Annotated in this window: 15 protein-coding genes; all 15 read left to right on the forward strand. The window is 39.8% G+C overall.

Annotated elements, in window-relative coordinates; all coding sequences use genetic code 11:
- The first annotated feature begins 2 nt into the window (after nucleotides 1-2).
- The 15 genes from BM057_RS03515 (at nucleotide 3) to BM057_RS03585 (ending at nucleotide 16940) form a co-directional block, all read left to right on the forward strand.
- Entirely contained in the window at nucleotides 3-1787 is a 1785-nt protein-coding gene (locus BM057_RS03515; RefSeq protein ID WP_047391279.1) for a V-type ATP synthase subunit A, read from the forward strand.
- Nucleotides 1780-3159 carry a V-type ATP synthase subunit B gene (locus BM057_RS03520; protein ID WP_047391282.1) on the forward strand — a complete coding sequence of 460 codons (1380 nt, stop codon included), beginning with the start codon at nucleotides 1780-1782 and terminating at the stop codon, nucleotides 3157-3159. Before BM057_RS03515 ends, BM057_RS03520 begins: the two co-directional genes overlap by 8 nt.
- A gap of 6 nt (nucleotides 3160-3165) precedes the next feature.
- Nucleotides 3166-3789, forward strand: a complete 624-nt coding sequence (locus tag BM057_RS03525; protein ID WP_092091512.1) for a V-type ATP synthase subunit D — start codon at nucleotides 3166-3168, stop codon at nucleotides 3787-3789.
- Between the two features lie 302 nt (nucleotides 3790-4091).
- Entirely contained in the window at nucleotides 4092-4322 is a 231-nt protein-coding gene (locus tag BM057_RS03530) for a YdbC family protein (RefSeq protein ID WP_047391288.1), read from the forward strand.
- A 48-nt stretch (nucleotides 4323-4370) separates the two neighbouring features.
- Entirely contained in the window at nucleotides 4371-4985 is a 615-nt protein-coding gene (gene gmk, locus BM057_RS03535) for a guanylate kinase (RefSeq protein ID WP_047391291.1), read from the forward strand.
- A gap of 5 nt (nucleotides 4986-4990) precedes the next feature.
- The gene (gene rpoZ / locus BM057_RS03540) at nucleotides 4991-5209 is read left to right on the forward strand and encodes a DNA-directed RNA polymerase subunit omega (protein WP_047391293.1); all 219 of its coding nucleotides are present in this window, start codon (nucleotides 4991-4993) and stop codon (nucleotides 5207-5209) included.
- Nucleotides 5210-5478: 269 nt separating this feature from the next.
- Nucleotides 5479-6693 (forward strand): bifunctional phosphopantothenoylcysteine decarboxylase/phosphopantothenate--cysteine ligase CoaBC, encoded by a 1215-nt coding sequence (gene coaBC, locus BM057_RS03545; RefSeq protein WP_092091514.1) that lies wholly within the window; start codon nucleotides 5479-5481, stop codon nucleotides 6691-6693.
- An 8-nt stretch (nucleotides 6694-6701) separates the two neighbouring features.
- Nucleotides 6702-9122: a primosomal protein N' gene (gene priA, locus BM057_RS03550; protein ID WP_092091516.1), complete on the forward strand. Its 2421-nt coding sequence runs from the start codon at nucleotides 6702-6704 to the stop codon at nucleotides 9120-9122.
- Nucleotides 9123-9138: 16 nt separating this feature from the next.
- Nucleotides 9139-10080, forward strand: coding sequence for a methionyl-tRNA formyltransferase (fmt, locus tag BM057_RS03555; protein ID WP_092091518.1), 942 nt, complete (start codon nucleotides 9139-9141; stop codon nucleotides 10078-10080).
- A gap of 1 nt (nucleotide 10081) precedes the next feature.
- Nucleotides 10082-11440 (forward strand): 16S rRNA (cytosine(967)-C(5))-methyltransferase RsmB, encoded by a 1359-nt coding sequence (gene rsmB / locus BM057_RS03560; RefSeq protein WP_092091520.1) that lies wholly within the window; start codon nucleotides 10082-10084, stop codon nucleotides 11438-11440.
- A 46-nt stretch (nucleotides 11441-11486) separates the two neighbouring features.
- The gene (locus BM057_RS03565) at nucleotides 11487-12248 is read left to right on the forward strand and encodes a Stp1/IreP family PP2C-type Ser/Thr phosphatase (protein ID WP_092091522.1); all 762 of its coding nucleotides are present in this window, start codon (nucleotides 11487-11489) and stop codon (nucleotides 12246-12248) included.
- Complete coding sequence (gene pknB / locus BM057_RS03570; protein WP_092091524.1) at nucleotides 12235-14274, forward strand: Stk1 family PASTA domain-containing Ser/Thr kinase; 2040 nt, start codon at nucleotides 12235-12237, stop codon at nucleotides 14272-14274. Before BM057_RS03565 ends, pknB begins: the two co-directional genes overlap by 14 nt.
- Before the next feature lie 441 nt (nucleotides 14275-14715).
- Nucleotides 14716-15615 (forward strand): ribosome small subunit-dependent GTPase A, encoded by a 900-nt coding sequence (gene rsgA, locus BM057_RS03575; RefSeq protein WP_092091526.1) that lies wholly within the window; start codon nucleotides 14716-14718, stop codon nucleotides 15613-15615.
- 10 nt (nucleotides 15616-15625) lie between these two features.
- Nucleotides 15626-16282 (forward strand): ribulose-phosphate 3-epimerase, encoded by a 657-nt coding sequence (gene rpe, locus BM057_RS03580; RefSeq protein WP_047391313.1) that lies wholly within the window; start codon nucleotides 15626-15628, stop codon nucleotides 16280-16282.
- Nucleotides 16275-16940 carry a thiamine diphosphokinase gene (locus BM057_RS03585; RefSeq protein WP_092091528.1) on the forward strand — a complete coding sequence of 222 codons (666 nt, stop codon included), beginning with the start codon at nucleotides 16275-16277 and terminating at the stop codon, nucleotides 16938-16940. Before rpe ends, BM057_RS03585 begins: the two co-directional genes overlap by 8 nt.

The raw sequence follows: 16940 nt of genomic DNA on the forward strand, positions 1-16940 counted from the left end.
GTTTGAACAAAGGTAAAATCGTAAGTGTCTCTGGTCCGCTTGTAACGGCTGAAGGGATGGAAGAAGCCAATATTCAAGATATCTGTAGAGTTGGAAATCTTGGTTTAATTGGCGAGATTATTGAAATGCGAGGTAATATTGCCTCTATCCAAGTATATGAAGAAACTTCAATGGTTGGACCTGGCGAACCAGTAGAATCAACGGGTGAAGCATTATCAGTTGAACTTGCTCCTGGATTGATTTCTCAAATGTTTGATGGAATCCAACGTCCATTAGACAAGTTTTTAGAACAAGTTGAGAGCAACTTTCTAAACCGGGGTGTTGCTGTAGAACCGCTTGATCGGACAAAACAATGGACATTTGTTCCAACGGCTGAAGTTGGTGCACGAGTGACCACAGGCGATGTGATTGGAACCGTGCAAGAAACACCTGTTGTTCTGCACAAAATCATGGTTCCAGCCGGAATCGAAGGAACCGTAAAAAAACTTGAACAAGGTGCATTCAACATCACCGAAACGGTTGCAGTAATTGAAACAGAAGAAGGCGACAAAGAATTGACCATGACACAAAAATGGCCGGTTCGCCGTGGTCGCCCAACAGCAAGAAAGCTTAATCCAACGGCTCCTTTAGTCACAGGTCAACGCGTGATCGATACGCTGTTTCCTGTAGCAAAAGGCGGATCTGCTGCTGTTCCTGGACCATTTGGTGCCGGTAAAACAGTTGTTCAGCACCAAATTGCTAAATATGCCGATGTAGATATCGTTGTTTATGTAGGTTGCGGTGAACGCGGAAATGAAATGACAGACGTTATCAACGAGTTTCCTGAGTTGATCGACCCAAACACAGGCGAATCAATCATGGCGCGGACCATTCTGATTGCCAATACATCTAATATGCCGGTTGCTGCACGTGAAGCTTCTATTTATACAGGTATCACGCTTGCTGAATACTTCCGAGATATGGGTTATAGTGTTGCAATCATGGCGGATTCAACCTCTCGTTGGGCAGAAGCGCTACGTGAAATGTCTGGACGTTTAGAAGAAATGCCAGGTGATGAAGGTTACCCTGCTTACTTGGGAAGTCGGATCGCAGAATTTTATGAACGTGCCGGAAAAGTGATCGCTTTAGGGAATGAAGGACGCGAAGGCAGCATTACAGCGATTGGTGCCGTTTCGCCTCCAGGTGGAGATACGTCAGAACCCGTTACGCAAAATACGATGCGGGTAGCAAAAGTTTTCTGGGGACTAGATAGCAGTTTAGCACAGAAACGTCACTTCCCATCTATCAACTGGCTAGAGTCCTATTCTCTTTATCAAAATGAAATGACAGCTTATATCGGTAAAGAGTTAGATACAGATTGGACAAACATGGTCATCCGCAGCATGGCTTTGCTGCAAGACGAAGCTGAACTGCAAGAAATCGTCCAATTAGTTGGTGCTGAGTCCTTGTCTGAAAGAGATCGCTTGAAATTAGCTGTTTCTCGGATGATTCGGGAAGACTATCTGCAACAAAATGCATTTGATGATGTAGATACTTACACCTCTATTCAAAAGCAATTTGAAATGTTGACAACGATTCTATCCTTTGAAGATGAAGCCAACCATGGTATGGAATTAGGTGCTTACTTTGATGAGATCATGGAAGGTACGATTGAAGTCCGTGACCGGATCGCTCGTGGAAAATATATCCATGAAGATCAAATTGAAGAATTTAAGACCATTCGTGAAACGGTAAAAGAAACCATCCACCAAATAGTTGAAAGAGGAGGAATGGAAGAAAATGCTTAAAGAATACCGTACAATTAATGAAGTTGTAGGACCTCTAATGACTGTTGAAGGTGTCGAAGGCGTTAAATTTGACGAGTTGGTCGATATTCAAATGCAAAACGGCGAAAAGAGAAGAGGACAAGTTCTTGAGATCGCTGGCGATAAAGCAATGGTACAGATTTTCGAAGGTTCTGCAGGAATCAACTTAAGAGATACAAAAGTCCGCTTTACAGGTAAACCTCTATCATTAGGGGTTTCAGAAGATATGGTTGGACGTGTCTTCAATGGTATGGGACAAGTCAATGATGGCGGCCCGAATATCATTCCAGAAAAAATGTTAGATATCAACGGTGAAGCAATCAATCCAATGGCTCGTGATTATCCTGATGAATTTATTCAAACAGGGATTTCTACGATCGACCATTTGAATACTTTGGTACGTGGACAAAAGTTGCCCGTATTCTCAGGTTCTGGTTTGCCGCATAAAGAATTGGCCGCTCAGATTGCGCGTCAAGCAACTGTTTTGAATTCGGATGAAAAATTTGCTGTTGTTTTTGCCGGCATCGGGATTACATTTGAAGAAGCTGAGTTTTTCATGGAAGACTTCCGAAAAACAGGGGCGATCGATCGATCAGTGATGTTCTTGAACTTAGCAAATGATCCGGCTATCGAACGGATCGCAACCCCAAAAATGGCATTGACGGCAGCTGAATATCTTGCGTATGAAAAAGATATGCACGTGCTCGTTATTATGACTGACATGACCAACTATTGTGAAGCTTTACGCGAAATTTCAGCTGCTCGTCGGGAAGTGCCGGGGCGTCGTGGTTATCCTGGTTACTTGTACACAAACTTGGCTACCTTGTATGAACGTGCTGGTCGAATAAGAGGATTGAAAGGTTCTGTGACGCAGATTCCGATCTTGACCATGCCTGAAGATGATAAAACACATCCAATTCCAGACTTGACAGGTTATATCACAGAAGGACAAATCATTCTTTCTCGTGAGTTATACAATAACGGAATCGAACCTCCAGTTGATGTATTGCCATCCTTGTCACGTTTGAAAGATAAAGGAACTGGTGAAGGCAAGACAAGAAAAGACCATGCTGCGACCATGAACCAATTATTTGCTGCTTATGCAGAAGGAAAACAAGCAAAAGAGTTGGCCGTCGTATTGGGAGATTCAGCACTGACAGATACAGATAAGAAATTCGCTGACTTTGCAACTAAGTTTGAAGAAGAGTATGTTAACCAAGGTTTCTATACAAACCGTTCTATTGAAGAATCCTTAAACCTAGGTTGGCAATTATTGTCTATCTTGCCAAGAACTGAATTGAAACGGATCAAAGACGATATGTTAGACGAATACTTACCACAAAAAGGGGAGTGAGTCTAAATGGCTAAGTTAAATGTCAATCCTACTCGAATGGAGTTGGCAAACTTAAAAGAACGATTGAGTATGGCATCTCGTGGACATAAATTACTAAAAGATAAACAAGATGAACTGATGCGTCAATTTATTTCGTTAGTCAAAAAGAACAATGCCTTGCGTGCAGCGGTAGAAGAGAAACTGATCAATGCCATGCAATCATTTGTAATGGCAAAATCTTTATTGAATGAGAAGTATATTGAAGAATTGGTGGCTGTACCGCCAAGAACCGTCAGTTTAAACATTTATGAAAAAAATGTCATGAGTGTACGCGTTCCAGTCATGAATTTTGATTTTGAAGGTGAAGATTCAAGTGATATCCAATACGGATATTTAAACTCGAACAGTGAACTGGATGAATCTGTAGCTGAGATGGCAGAAGTCATGACAGAGTTGCTTGAATTGTCGGAAATTGAAAAAACTTGCCAGCTGCTGGCAGATGAAATCGAAGGGACAAGACGTCGAGTAAATGCGCTTGAGTACCGAACGATTCCTCAACTAGAAGAAACCATTTACTTTATTCAAATGAAACTAGATGAAAATGAACGTGCTGAAATTACGCGTTTGATGAAAGTCAAAGACATGGGATAATGAAAATCATGGTGATCGCTCTATTAGATCTCGTGCCGATGGAAAAAAGTTTACAATGCACTCGTATGCGAGGATTATTTTTTGATCATTTTGATGTTTAAATAAGGCAAGGGGATGTCCTCTTGTCTTATTTATATTCACAAAACCGATGGACATCAATGTAAAGAAGCTATCAAAATAAGTGAAATCGAAAACATTCATAAAAGTCCTGTTTCATCCACTTGATTTATGGTACACTAATCAGTAAAGATAAAAAAAGAACCGTTAAAAAACTGTATCTCTAGTTAAAAGAGGTGAAACGTATGCCTAGTAAAATTTCTTTTGAGATTTTGGAAAATATTTTAGTCCTTTCTGAGAACAACAAAGGCTGGCGAAAAGAATTGAATCTGGTCAGCTGGAATGGAAATGCACCAAAATTCGATTTACGGACTTGGTCACCGGATCACGAAAAGATGGGCAAAGGTATTACGCTCAGCAACGAAGAAATGAAAAAACTGGAGGAGTTCTTTAGAAACTCTGCCGAAAAAGCATAGAGCAGTTTTTAATGAGTCATAGTTTTTTTAGATAGGATGGTTAAAAGCATGACAGAGCGTGGGATATTGATTGTTCTTTCTGGACCTTCAGGAGTGGGAAAAGGTACAGTTAGAAAAGCAATTTTTGATAGTGGTGAAATGGACTTTGCGTACTCGATTTCTATGACAACCAGAAAAATGAGAGCTGGAGAAAAAGATGGTGTCGACTACTTCTTTAGATCAAAAGAAGAATTTGAAGCGTTGATCGAAAGCGGCGGCCTGCTGGAGTATGCTCAGTATGTTGACAACTATTATGGTACACCCCTTAAGTATGTTGAAGATACTTTAAACAGTGGACAAGATGTCTTTTTAGAGATCGAAGTCAATGGAGCAATGCAAGTGCGTTCAAAAATGCCTGAAGGAGTTTTTATTTTCTTGACACCGCCAGATATCAAAGAACTCAAATCACGGATCATGCACAGAGGAACAGATGAAATGGCTGTGGTAGAGAAACGTTTAGAAAAAGCCGTTGAAGAAATCAAAATGATGCGGTATTATGATTATGCCGTAGAAAATGATAAAGTCGAAAATGCTGTAAATAAAATCAAGCATATTATTGAGAGTGAGCATTTAAAAGTGCCTCGAGTTGTGAATCAGTATAGAAAAATTATTGAGGAGATGTAAGGAAGATGATGTTATATCCTTCTATTGATACATTATTAGAAAAAATCGAGTCTAAATATTCTTTAGTTACTGTAGCAAGTAAAAGAGCTCGTGAATTAGATGGCGGCTCTATGCAGATGTTAGAAGATTATAAGTCTTATAAGAATGTGGGCAAAGCGCTAGAAGAAGTTGCAGCGGGCGATCTAGTGATCGATCCCAAAACAGTAGGACCGGACAAACAATAAATACGGATGTATATGATCAGTGCTTTAAGGTTGAATCTAAACTTTAGAGCACTTTTTTTTGCTCTTTTGACGGTGTAGGCAGGATATTCAGAAGACACATACTGTGAAAATCATCAGACGGAAGCTTCTTAGAAAGCAATGTTGATGTGTCGCATAAAGAGAAAAATGTTTAAGCACAGATGAATAGAATAGGAATCAGGAGGAGTATGGAAAAAAGCAGTTTTTTCTAGTAAAATATAAAAGAGTGTAATAGGAAAGAGGGACAGAATATGTTAAAAGACAAAAAAATCGCTGTTTACCTTTGTGGGGGAATTGCCGTATACAAAACAGCGGATCTTGTTAGACAATTGATCAAAAAAGGCGCCCAGGTAAAAGTGGCGATGACTCAATCCGCTGTTCAGTTTATCACCCCTTACACCTTTCAAATTTTAACGAAACAACCGGTCTATACAGAAATCTTTGACAAAGAAGACAAAGAATCAGTCAGTCATATTCATTTAGCAGACTGGGCAGATGCTGCTTTAGTTGTGCCGGCTACTGCTAATATCATAGCTAAAATGGCAAACGGAATGGCGGATGATTTTGTTTCTACAGCTTTACTGGCAACTACAGCTCCTATTTTTATCGTTCCTGCTATGAATACTCATATGCTCGAGAATCCGGCTACTGTACGGAATATGGAAACATTGAAAAAAGACGGCCGTATGTTGATGGAGCCAGATACCGGATTTTTAGCAGAAGGATATGAAGGAAAAGGGCGTATGCCGGAACCTGAAAAGATTATTGAGATGCTTCAGCTTCATCTTATTCGCCTTGATTCTTCGCTTGCGCTAACAGGTCGAAAAGTGCTGATTTCAGCAGGCGGAACGAAAGAAAGAATTGACCCAGTACGTTATATCACAAACGATTCATCTGGAAAAATGGGCTATCAGTTGGCAGAAGTTGCTCGCGATGCAGGAGCGGAAGTGACACTAGTTTCAGCTTCAGGGTTGCCAAATCCTTTTGGCGTTTCTGTTGTTGCTGTTGAATCTGCTGAAGACATGTTTGTAGAGATGAACAAACATTATCAGGAAAGCGATATTGTGATTATGGCTGCAGCTGTTTCAGACTATAAACCGGATCATCAAGAGAAACAGAAAATGAAAAAAACAAGTAGCAATCAAGAGATGACATTAAAAATGAAACAAACAAAAGATATTCTAGCTTACTTGGGCAAGCATAAGCAACATCAATACTTAGCAGGCTTTGCAGCTGAGACACATGATGTTGCCCGCTATGCTGAAAGCAAACTGCAAAAGAAAAAAGCTGATATGATAATCGCAAACGATGTATCGAATCCACAAGCTGGGTTTAACAAAGACACAAATGAAGTGACGATTTTTACAACGGACAAAGACCCTATTTCGGTATCTGTACGGAGTAAAAAGGAAGTAGCTGCTTTGATCTTAGATGAAATCGCAGGAAAATTAAGAAAGCAAAGGTGAGGAAAAAGTTGGATCTATTTGCCAAAGTGATTGTTGACGTTCCAACGATGCAGACCAATCAACCTTATGATTACTATATACCGACTGCCTATCAAGACCAAATCGTTCCTGGAATGCGGGTAGAAGTGCCATTTGGAAAGGGCAGCAGAAAAGTTCAAGGTTTTGTGGTAAACATCGTCGATCAACCAGCCTTTGAAGGTGAATTAAAGAAGATTACAGATGTCATGGATCTTTATCCTGTTTTAAATGAAGAATTGCTTCAATTAGGAAAAGAAATGGCAGACAAAACTTTCAGCTTTCAGATCACCTGTTATCAAACGATGCTGCCTGCTGCTTTAAAATCAACGTATGAAAAGAAAATTCGTTTGATTGATGAAATCCCAGAAGATCATTTTTTTGATTTGTTTAAAGGGAAAAATGAAATCAGCTGGCAAGAAGCGGAAGATCGAGGTGTTTTGCCGAAAATGGCAGAGCTGAAGAAAAAAGAAGCCGTAGAAACAGTTTATATTGTAAAAGACAAAGTCAATAAAAAGAAAATCAGAAAAATAGAACCTAGACTGTCTTTTGAACAACTGGAAGAAGAAAAAGCGGGTTTGAGAAAAACAGCTAAAAAGCAAAAACAGCTGTTGGATGTATTGCAGCAGCTATCTTTAAGCAAAAAGAGATCGAGTACAGAAGCGTTGAAAAAAGATTACGCTATTCAGTCAGCTTCAGTGCGAGAGGCTGAAAAAAAAGGTTGGTTAAGGATTGTTGAAGAAGAAGTCTATCGTGATCCTTTTGAACACATCGATTTTGAACGGACTAAACCGCTGCCGTTAACAAGTGCGCAACAAAAAGCTTTTGAAGCTATTCATCATGCTGTCAACGAACAGCGGGATGATGTGTTTTTATTAAAAGGTGTAACAGGAAGCGGAAAAACTGAAATCTATTTGCAAACGATCGCTGCCGTTTTAGAAAAAAAACAAACGGCTCTGATGCTAGTGCCTGAAATTGCCTTAACACCGCAAATGGTCAAAAGCTTTAAAGGACGCTTTGGAGATGAAGTAGCTGTTCTGCATAGTGGTTTGTCTGTTGGAGAAAAATATGATGAGTGGCGGAAAATAGAAAGAGAAGAAGCAAAAGTTGTCGTGGGCGCTCGTTCTTCTATTTTTGCTCCTGTTAAAAATATTGGTGTGATCATTATAGATGAAGAACATGAATCTTCTTATAAACAAAGTGAAAATCCTAGGTATCATGCGCGTGATGCAGCGATTTGGCGCGGAAAATATCATTCGTGTCCAGTTATCTTAGGAAGTGCCACACCTTCTCTAGAATCAAGGGCTCGGGCACAGAAAAAAGTTTATCAGTTGCTGGAACTTCCTGAACGGGTCAATAAAAAAGCTTTACCGCTTGTCAAAGTCGTCGATATGCGACAAGAAATGAAAGAAGGAAATCGGTCCAGTTTCTCTATTCCTTTACAAGATGGTATTCGCGATCGCATTAAGAAAGGGGAACAAATCGTTTTGCTTCTGAATCGTCGCGGCTATTCTTCTTTTGTCATGTGTCGAGATTGCGGCTTTGTCCTTCCGTGCCCTAATTGTGATATTTCACTGACACTGCATATGGATACCCGAACGATGAAATGTCACTATTGTGGTCATGAGGAAGCCATTCCACATCAATGTCCAGTCTGTCATAGCCCAAAAATTCGTTATTATGGAACAGGTACGCAAAAAGTACAAGAGGAATTAGAAGCTGTTTTTCCAGATGCACGTGTGATTCGCATGGATGTTGATACGACGCGCAAAAAAGGTGCTCACGAGAAGCTGCTGACAGCTTTTGGAAACCAAGAAGCGGATATCTTGCTGGGAACTCAGATGATTGCTAAAGGACTTGATTTTCCTAATATTACGTTAGTAGGGGTGTTGAATGCGGACACTGCACTAGGGTTGCCAGATTTTCGTTCAAGCGAGAAAACCTTTCAATTGTTAACACAAGTCAGCGGCAGAGCCGGAAGAGCAGATTTAATAGGAGAAGTGGTTGTGCAAACCTTTAATCCAGAGCATTATGCGGTTCAGTTTGCCCAAAAACACGATTATGACCATTTCTATCAAATGGAGATGAATGTTCGTCACCAAGGAAACTATCCACCCTATTACTTTACGGTTTCTATTACGGCAAGCCACGAAGAAGAACGGATAGCAGCTAGAAAAATGCAGGAAATCATTCATTTTTTACTTCCTCATTTGCAAAAAGATACGATTGTTTTAGGTCCTACCCCTAAAGCGATTGCTAGAGTCAATAAAAAATATTATTATCAAATACTCATCAAATATAAGTATGAACCGATGCTGAAACCAATGTTGCATCAGTTATTAAATCAATCACAAAAGGAAATCAGCAAGGGGCTGCAGATCGCGATCGATTCAGAACCGATGGACTTTATTTAGAAAAGAGGATGAAAAAATGACAAAAATCGTTTTTATGGGAACGCCGGCATTTTCTGTGCCGATTTTAGAAGCACTCATTTCATCAGAATATGAAGTGATCGGTGTTGTAACCCAACCGGATAGACCAGTAGGAAGAAAAAAAATTTTAACACCCTCGCCTGTAAAAGAAGCAGCCGTGAAACACGAGATACCTGTCTTGCAACCAGAAAAAATTTCTGGATCAAAAGAAATGGAACAAATCATTGAGTGGCAGCCTGACCTTATCGTCACTGCAGCATTCGGACAGTTTTTGCCGACTAAGTTGTTAGATGTTCCAACTTTTGGTGCCATTAACGTACATGCTTCGCTATTGCCAAAATATCGTGGCGGTGCCCCTGTGCATTACGCATTGATCAAAGGTGAAAAAGAAACGGGTATCTCTATCATTTATATGGAAAAGAAAATGGATGCTGGAGATATTCTGGCACAACGCTCGCTAACCATCACAAGAGAAGATGATGTGGGCACCTTGTTTGACCGTTTGAGCTTGTTGGGAAGAGATTTACTGATCGACACACTGCCTGAATTATTGAAAGGCAATATTACTGCTGTTCCTCAAAATGAAGAAAAAGTCACTTTTTCTCCAAACATCAAACGAGAAGAAGAAAAGATAAATTGGCAAAAATCTGCTCAAGAAATCGACTATCAAGTGAGAGGGATGCGTCCTTGGCCAGGAGCATATACTGAATTAGACGGAAAACGGATCAAAATCCATGCTGTTACTCCTTTGGAAGAAACAACAGACAAAGAACCGGGAACAATCGTGGCGCTCGACAAAAATCAACTGATCATAGCTTGCGGCGATCAAACGACCTTAACCATAGATGTTTTGCAACCTTCAGGCAAAAAACAAATGGATACACCTGCCTATTTAAGCGGTGTGGGGAATCAGTTAAGAGTAGGAGAAAAATTCGACTAAGATGACAAATGAAAAGCATATCCAGCAAACCAGTCGTTATCAAGCCATGACGATTTTGGAAAAAATTGAAAAAAGTGGTTCTTATTCTAATTTATTGATCAATGATACGATTAGTAAACGATCACTCAGCTCAGTCGATGCTCACTTGCTAACTGAGTTAGTATATGGTGTCCTTCAACGAAAGCTGACGTTAGATTATTATTTGACGCCTTTTATTAAAAAAAATCAGAAGTTAGATGGATGGGTCAGAAATTTGTTACGTCTTTCTGTCTATCAAATGGTTTATTTGGAACGGATCCCAATACATGCTGTTGTCAACGAAGCAGTTGAAATTGCAAAAAAACGTGGTCATTTCAAAGGAATCAGTCAATTTGTCAATGGTGTTTTAAGAAATGCTGAGAGGAAAGGGTTCCCATCTATTGAAGCGATCAAAGACCCAATCGAAAGGCTAAGCGTTGAAGTCAGTATGCCAAAGTGGCTCGTTGAAAAATTTGTTTGTGAAATCGGTTTTGAAAAAACAAAAGCACTGGGCCTCTCACTATTGCTGCCGAGCCACCCAAGTGCACGTTTCAATCCTCATTTCATTTCTATGGAAGAAGCGTTATCTTCAATGAAGGAAGAGGGTTTTTCTCCTCGGCCAAGTGAGCTTTCTTCTGTAGGAATCGTGGCAGATTCTGGGCACTTTGCATCTTCTGTTTTATTTAAAGAAGGAAAGTTAACGATTCAAGATGAATCTTCTCAACTGGTTGCGCCGGCTTTAAAGGTGGCACCAGATCATCAAGTATTAGACGCATGCGCAGCACCAGGCGGAAAGACGACCCATATTGCCCAGTATTTGTCAAAAGATGCTGGAGGGAAAGTGACAGCATTGGATCTTCATGCACATAAAGTAAATCTGATCAAAGAAAATGCCGACCGTCTCCATGTTGGAGAAGTCGTTGAAGGCATGACGCTAGATGCTCGACAAGTAGATACCGTTTTTGCTGATGCTACTTTTGACCGGATATTAGTTGACGCACCATGTTCAGGGCTAGGATTGATGCGCCGCAAGCCTGATATCAAATATACAAAAAAGGAATCAGACTTTAAACAGTTACAAGCCATCCAACTGGATATTTTAAAACAAGTTGCCCCAAAACTAAAAAGTGGTGGACTTCTAGTCTATAGTACTTGTACAATAACCACTGAAGAGAATGATCAGACCGTCGCTAAGTTTCTAACAGAGCAACCTGAATTTGAAAGAATTCCGGTTGAAGTGGAAGGAAAAGCTAAAAATTGTATCACAGATGACATGTTGCATATCTATCCTGATGATTTTTATACAGATGGCTTTTTTATTTGCTGTTTGAGAAAAATATAAAAAGTTGATGCAGGATCAAGCAGATCATTTAAAAAGAGGTGGAACTATGAGGGTAGCTTTAGAAAGTGATGTTGGAATGAGAAGAAAGAATAATCAAGATTTTGCTGGTTATTTTAATAATCATTCTGAGTGCACATTATCCATTTTGTGTGACGGCATGGGCGGCCATCAAGCGGGTGACGTCGCAAGTGAAATGGTCGTTTCGCATTTAGGACATGCTTGGAGCGAAACGCATTTAAGTCAAACAGAAGAGGCGAAAGAGTGGCTGAAATCAGCTATCGATCGTGAGAATAAGCGGTTAGTTGAAAAAGCGGAACAATTTCCCGATTTAGAAGGTATGGGAACGACACTTGTTGCAGTTGCAGCGGTAAAAGATGGTTTCGTTGTCGCGAATATTGGAGACAGTCGTGCTTATCGATTAACAAATGGGGAAATAGAGCAAATGACAGAAGATCATTCGCTTGTACAGGAACTGATCAAAAGCGGAGAAATTTCTTTTGAGGAAGCCGAAAATCATCCGCGTAAAAACGTGTTGACTCGCTCTCTTGGGGTATTGGAAGAGCTAGATATTGATCTAACGACTTATCTTTATCAGCAAGGTGAGTTTATTTTGTTGTGTTCAGACGGATTGACAAATATGGTGAAAAATGAAGAAATCAAAGAAATTCTGACAGGAACTGCCACTTTGAAAGAAAAGGTCAGCTATTTGGTTTCTTTAGCAAATGAAAGAGGCGGATTAGACAACATCACCGTTATGCTGATCGATTTTGATAAGAGAAAGGAGGGAAAAGAAGATGGAAGCTGGTAAGAAACTGAATGGACGCTACAAAGTCAAAAAGCCTGTAGGAACAGGTGGAATGGCAAATGTTTATCTGGCTCATGACTTGATTCTTGATCGTGATGTAGCAGTGAAAGTCTTGCGTTATGATTTTAGAGATGATGAGGACACCATCAGACGCTTTAAAAGAGAAGCTCTAGCGGCCACAGAGCTTGTGCATCCGAACATTGTTGGTATTTACGATGTGGGAGAGGAAGACCATAATCAATACATTGTAATGGAATACGTAAAAGGCATGGACTTGAAGCAATACATACAAAATCATTATCCCATTGCTTATCCAAAAGTCATTAATATTATGGAACAAATCCTTTCAGCAGTGGAATACGCTCATCAAAACCGTATTATTCACCGTGATTTGAAACCACAAAATATATTGATCGATGAAAATGACGTCATCAAAATCACAGATTTTGGGATTGCTGTTGCTGTTTCTCAGTCTTCCATCACACAAACAAATTCATTGTTAGGATCCGTCCATTACTTGTCTCCTGAACAAGCAAGAGGTGGAATGGCGACAAATCAATCTGATATCTATTCTTTAGGTATCATTTTGTATGAGCTGCTGATCGGAAAAGTTCCTTTTGAAGGTGAATCCGCTGTTTCTATTGCGCTCAAACATTTTCAAGAACCTATTCCCTCTGTAAAGAAAATTGACTATTTGATCCCGCAACCGCTTGAGAATGTTGTGTTGAAAGCGACAGCAAAAGAAACGGCTGACCGCTATAAATCAGTTCGTGAAATGGCTGAAGATCTTGAAACTGCCCTATCTCCAGAAAGAAGTGCTGAAGCGCCTTTTATGCCTGTAAGCATGCAAGAAGATACAAAGGTGCTCACACCTATTGATACGCAAACTCATCAATATGATGGGGATGCGGTACCGATCACTTCTGAAAAAGATCTTGAGCAGCCAACAGAAAAAAAGACTGCTCATCATCAAGGACAGTCTTTAAAAAAGAAGCCTAAAAAGAAAAAACGCAAGCTTATGTGGTTTCTTTTGGCCATAGCTGCAATGTTGATCGTTTTTGTTTCTCTACTCATTCTACTATCTCCCAAAGATGTAACGGTGCCAAACATAGAAGGATTAACAGAAGAAAAAGCAAAAGAAACGTTAACGCAAGCTAACTTAGCTGTAGAAGACGTAAGCCAAGAGCCGAATGAAAAGATCGCAGAAGAATTGGCGATTCGGACAGATCCTGCAGCTGGCGCTAGTGTAAAAGAAAAAACAACAGTCCTTTTATATGTCAGCTCTGGCAAAAAAACGGTTGCCTTTAAAGATTATGTAGGAGAATCTTATGAAGAAACACGTGCAGCATTAACAGACCTTGGTTTTACTGTCGAGCAGCAGCAAGAAAGCAGCGAAACTGTTCCTGAAGGGGTGATCATCTCGCAAGATATTGAAGAAGACAATGAGGTGATCCCTAGCGAAACAACCGTAACATTGATCGTCAGCACAGGAAAAAGAGGAATCAAAATGCGTGACTTAGACGGCTACTCTCAAAAAGGCGTGGAAGACTATGCAAATGAAAACGGCCTGGAGTTGTCATTGACGCAAGAACATTCTGAAGATATTCCAAGCGGTTATGTGATCTCGCAATCCATTGAAGCAGGCAAAATCTTCTATAAAGGCGATTCTCTATCAGTTGTACTCTCTCTTGGTCCGAAAGAGGTGCCGGTTGAACGTTTTAATATTACTGTAAGTATTCCTTATCAAGAAACGAAAGAAACTGCTGAAGAAGGCGATTCTGATGAGGAAAAGAGCAGTGAAGAATCAAAAAGTAAAGAGAATCAGATAGAAATTTATCTTGAAGATGAACAAAATTCAATCGATAATATTTATCAACAATTTTCTATTGACGAAGATACTGACACCGTTCTTTCTTTCACTCTTAAAGAAGGTGAAACCGGACGTTATCGTATTGTAAGAGACGGAGAAGTTATTGAAGAAAAAGCTAATATACAGCCGGAATCTGACGAAACGAATGATGAAGGCTAAGGAAAATACATTTTTAAACCGAATAAATAAAAGGGATCTGTTTTAAAACAGCTCCTTTTTATTTTGGTTCTACAATAGTTAACGTTGGTCTGTAAAAAATCAATTTTTTTAATACTAAGCTCGTTAGAATCCTATTTCTAGAAATTTCAGGAGGCGTATAGGGCTACTGATAGCCATGAAAAAAGATGCAATGTGAATCACTTAGTGTTAAGCTTTAGCCGTTACACTAAGTTTGAAGCTTGCAAGCATTGAGACGCGATTTTCGGTTCAATGTGTTCTCATGGCTTTCCATCAGTAGCCCATCGACCGTAGGAAATTTCTTTACCAACGTTAAAAGAGGAAGAACCTTTATTTTCATCTGTTTACAAATGTTTTCTGGTTGCATTCTAAAGAGGCTTTGAGTAAAGTTAAAAGGAGAAGAAACCCAAAGGAGGAAACGAGTTGTCTAAAGGACAAATCAGAAAAGCACTTAGCGGCTTTTACTACGTTTATGATCAAGGAAAAACGTTTCAAACGAGAGGCAGGGGGAACTTTAGAAAACGTCAATTGACTCCTTTAGTCGGAGATTTCGTTCAATTCGAAAGTTTGAACCAAGAAGAAGGAATGATCACAGAACTACTGCCGCGAAAAAATGAATTGATTCGTCCTCCCGTAGCTAATGTAGATCTTGGCGTTGTGATCATGTCGGCGGCTGAACCTGCTTTTTCAACACAGCTGTTGGACCGTTTTTTAGCAGTGCTAGAAAGTAAAAACATACAAGCAATCATCTATGTGACAAAAACAGATCTCATCAATGAGGAAGAAAATAAAAAAATACAGAAGATACAACAAGATTACACAAACATCGGTTACACTTTCATTTTACCAGAACCTCATGATGATCAAGAGGCGATTGAAAAACTAACGGAGTGGTTTTCTGAAAAACTAACTGTTTTTATGGGGCAATCAGGAGCAGGAAAATCTACGTTGTTAAATGCCATTTCACCTCATTTGGTTTTGAAAACAGGTGAAATTTCTCAATCATTAGGAAGAGGAAAACATACCACTCGTCATGTCGAATTACTTCCCTTGTTTGATGGATTGGTGGCTGATACACCTGGCTTTAGTGCCATTGAATTCATGGATATTGCAGCTGATGAATTAAGAGAATGTTTTCCAGAGTTCTTAGCTATTCAAGATCAATGCAAATTTAGAGGCTGTTTACATCGAAAAGAACCGGGGTGTCAAGTAAAAGAAAATGTAAAGAATGAGTTGATAGCAGACTATCGTTATCAACATTATTTACAGTTTCTAGACGAGATCGAACGGCAAAAACCAGACTATACAAAAAAGAAGAAATGAGGAAGAGAACATGAAAATCGCACCATCTATTTTAAGTGCAGACTTTGCACATCTTGCGCGGGACATTCAAACAGTGGAAAAAGGAGGGGCAGATTACATACATGTCGATGTAATGGATGGACACTTTGTTCCCAACATCACTTTTGGACCAAATGTGGTTTCTGCGATCCGGCCGATCACAAAGTTGCCGCTTGATTGCCATTTGATGATCGAAAATCCTGAACGCTATATTGCTGATTTTGCTAAAGCAGGTGCAGATATTTTATCTGTTCAAGTCGAAAGCACCCCTCACATTCATCGAGCCATCCAAATGATCAAACAGCAAGGTGTGAAAGCTGGGATCGTATTAAATCCAGGCACATCAGTAGAGACCGTTCGTCCCGTGTTGGCTGATGTTGATCTTGTACTCGTGATGACCGTTAATCCTGGTTTTGGCGGGCAAGGCTTCATTCCCACAATGGTTGAGAAGATCAAAACATTAGCTTCTATAAAGAAAGAAATGAATTTGTCTTTCGAGATAGAAGTTGATGGCGGAATCGTTCCTGAAACGGCTAAAGAATGCTGGGAAGCTGGGGCAACTGTTTTCGTAGCTGGCTCTTATGTTTATCGTGCGGATGAACCTGCAAAACAAATGGAAGCATTGAGAGAAGCTGTCGCTTATGACTAAAATCGGGATTATGCTTGGAGGTCCTGGCGCATCTATTCCATTCTTAAATGAAGAGATCAAGAAAACGGCTCAATGGATCGGTGTAGACTATGGTACGATCCGTTTGCTCGAAGCTGGAATGATACCAATGACTGCGATCGGAGATTTTGATTCTGTAAATAATGAAGAATGGGAAATGATCAATCGTAAAGTCAAAGATGTTAAGACATTTCCTTCTGAGAAAGATGACACGGATACAGAATTAGCGATTCAATTGGCATTGACGACTTACCAAGCGAGCGAAATTATTCTTTACGGTGCCACGGCTGGAAGAATGGATCATTTGTTGAGCAACTTATTTTTAGTGTTACAGCCGCGATTTAAGCAGCATGCTCAAAAGATCCATTTGATCGATCTGCAAAATACGATTTCCTTTTATTTGCCAGGTTCTTATCAAATCGAAAAAGAAGCAGACAAAAAGTATCTAGCTTTTGTCTGCATGACGCCTGTCAAGGCACTATCACTCGTTCGAACAAAATATCCATTGAAGAAAAAGGATTTCGATTATCCTATTTCTTTAGCCAGCAATGAATTCCTTGAAGGAACAGCTGAATTTTCTTTTACTGAAGGAATTGTAGCAGTGATTCAAAGTAAAGACAACAGTGAAAAAGGATCATAA

This window comes from Pisciglobus halotolerans (assembly GCF_900113675.1).
Lineage (GTDB): Bacteria > Bacillota > Bacilli > Lactobacillales > Carnobacteriaceae > Pisciglobus > Pisciglobus halotolerans.

Bases quoted from the DNA above. Each gene is read 5' to 3' on its own strand.
- BM057_RS03520 (WP_047391282.1), top strand. From the start codon at position 1,780: ATGCTTAAAGAATACCGTACAATTAATGAAGTTGTAGGACCTCTAATG.
- BM057_RS03525 (WP_092091512.1), top strand. From the start codon at position 3,166: ATGGCTAAGTTAAATGTCAATCCTACTCGAATGGAGTTGGCAAACTTA.
- BM057_RS03530 (WP_047391288.1), top strand. From the start codon at position 4,092: ATGCCTAGTAAAATTTCTTTTGAGATTTTGGAAAATATTTTAGTCCTT.
- gmk (WP_047391291.1), top strand. From the start codon at position 4,371: ATGACAGAGCGTGGGATATTGATTGTTCTTTCTGGACCTTCAGGAGTG.
- rpoZ (WP_047391293.1), top strand. From the start codon at position 4,991: ATGATGTTATATCCTTCTATTGATACATTATTAGAAAAAATCGAGTCT.
- coaBC (WP_092091514.1), top strand. From the start codon at position 5,479: ATGTTAAAAGACAAAAAAATCGCTGTTTACCTTTGTGGGGGAATTGCC.
- fmt (WP_092091518.1), top strand. From the start codon at position 9,139: ATGACAAAAATCGTTTTTATGGGAACGCCGGCATTTTCTGTGCCGATT.
- rsmB (WP_092091520.1), top strand. From the start codon at position 10,082: ATGACAAATGAAAAGCATATCCAGCAAACCAGTCGTTATCAAGCCATG.
- BM057_RS03565 (WP_092091522.1), top strand. From the start codon at position 11,487: ATGAGGGTAGCTTTAGAAAGTGATGTTGGAATGAGAAGAAAGAATAAT.
- pknB (WP_092091524.1), top strand. From the start codon at position 12,235: ATGGAAGCTGGTAAGAAACTGAATGGACGCTACAAAGTCAAAAAGCCT.
- rpe (WP_047391313.1), top strand. From the start codon at position 15,626: ATGAAAATCGCACCATCTATTTTAAGTGCAGACTTTGCACATCTTGCG.
- BM057_RS03585 (WP_092091528.1), top strand. From the start codon at position 16,275: ATGACTAAAATCGGGATTATGCTTGGAGGTCCTGGCGCATCTATTCCA.